1 protein-coding gene is annotated in these 1,104 nt (G+C 61.2%); it reads right to left on the reverse strand.

The window, feature by feature from the left end:
* Positions 1–1,104, reverse strand: a 1,104-nt coding sequence (locus tag IQ273_RS33345) for a hypothetical protein (RefSeq protein ID WP_194027347.1), incomplete at both ends; no start/stop codon positions are given.

Genomic DNA, 1,104 nt, shown 5'->3' on the forward strand with positions numbered 1-1,104 from the left:
GGGGTTTATCGATGGGCTGGGTGCGATCGAGGGGGATTTCGAGCCCGCCCGCCGCTGGGTCGGGTAAGACCTCGCGGAAGGTCTCTACAGCGGCGAGGAGGGTGGCCTGTTGGCTCTTGTTAAAGGAGCCTGCCAAGGTTCCGATAGCTTCGAGAAAACTGGTCTCACCCAGGTAGCGCTGATTTTCTAAGGGGTATAGGGCATCTACTAAAGCCTTGGGCAGTTTGCCGTCGAGATCTACCAGAGAGCGGGCCGACAGCACAAAGGTATCTAGCTCTCGCAAAGGCCGAATAACATCGCTAGCCGGATCGGCGGGGTTAGCCCGAGGAGGAAACAGGTCGGGCGACTCTAGCAGGCTTTGCCACAGCAGGTCATAGCGGCTGCTGGGCCGAATGTAGTAGCGGTAGTTGTGAGCCCAGCGATCGCTGAGCAGATGGTCGTACTTAAGCCGCCCGCTGGCGTCGGGGCTGGCATAGCTGGGGGTGCTAATGCGCGGGTAGGCTGTCACGAGCCAGGGGCCAGCGGCGTCTGGGTTATCTACATCGGCGCTGGCATCAAAGAAGCGCTGGCTCCAGTTGAGAAAGTCGGGCAGCAGGTTAGCAATCTCTGCGGCGCTGGTAGGCAGATCAATGGCGGGCAGGGTGGGGTCGGTGCTGTTGATCGACTCTAGATAGATCTTGATCTGCCGCCACTGCTGGCCCCGATCCGACTCGGCATTGGCTAGGTCGGTAGCCAGACCAGCGGGCACCCTAAAGTAGGTCGAGCGCTCGTCTCGGGGCGAAAACTCCGTCAGGGGAGTGATTTTAATATCCAGCAGGGCATCGGCCACCACCGCATCCGCCGCCGCCAGTGCATTCCGCAGGGTCTGGCGCAGGGCCTCCCGCTGGGAAGTCGAGAGCGACTGCTGGAAGGTGTTGAGGGCCGCTATGGACACCTGCAAATAACTGCCGACACTGGTGACCTGGCGGAATCCGGCATTGACTAACAGCGGCGGCAAGGTAATGACCTGACTAATCGGAAACCGCACCTCACTAACCGCTGGGGCCTGCCCTTGGGGATAGCGCAGCAGCAGGCGCGTCTGCCCGTTGAGGGGCAGGGTGACCG

The organism is Nodosilinea sp. LEGE 07298, assembly GCF_015207265.1.
GTDB lineage: Bacteria > Cyanobacteriota > Cyanobacteriia > Phormidesmidales > Phormidesmidaceae > Nodosilinea.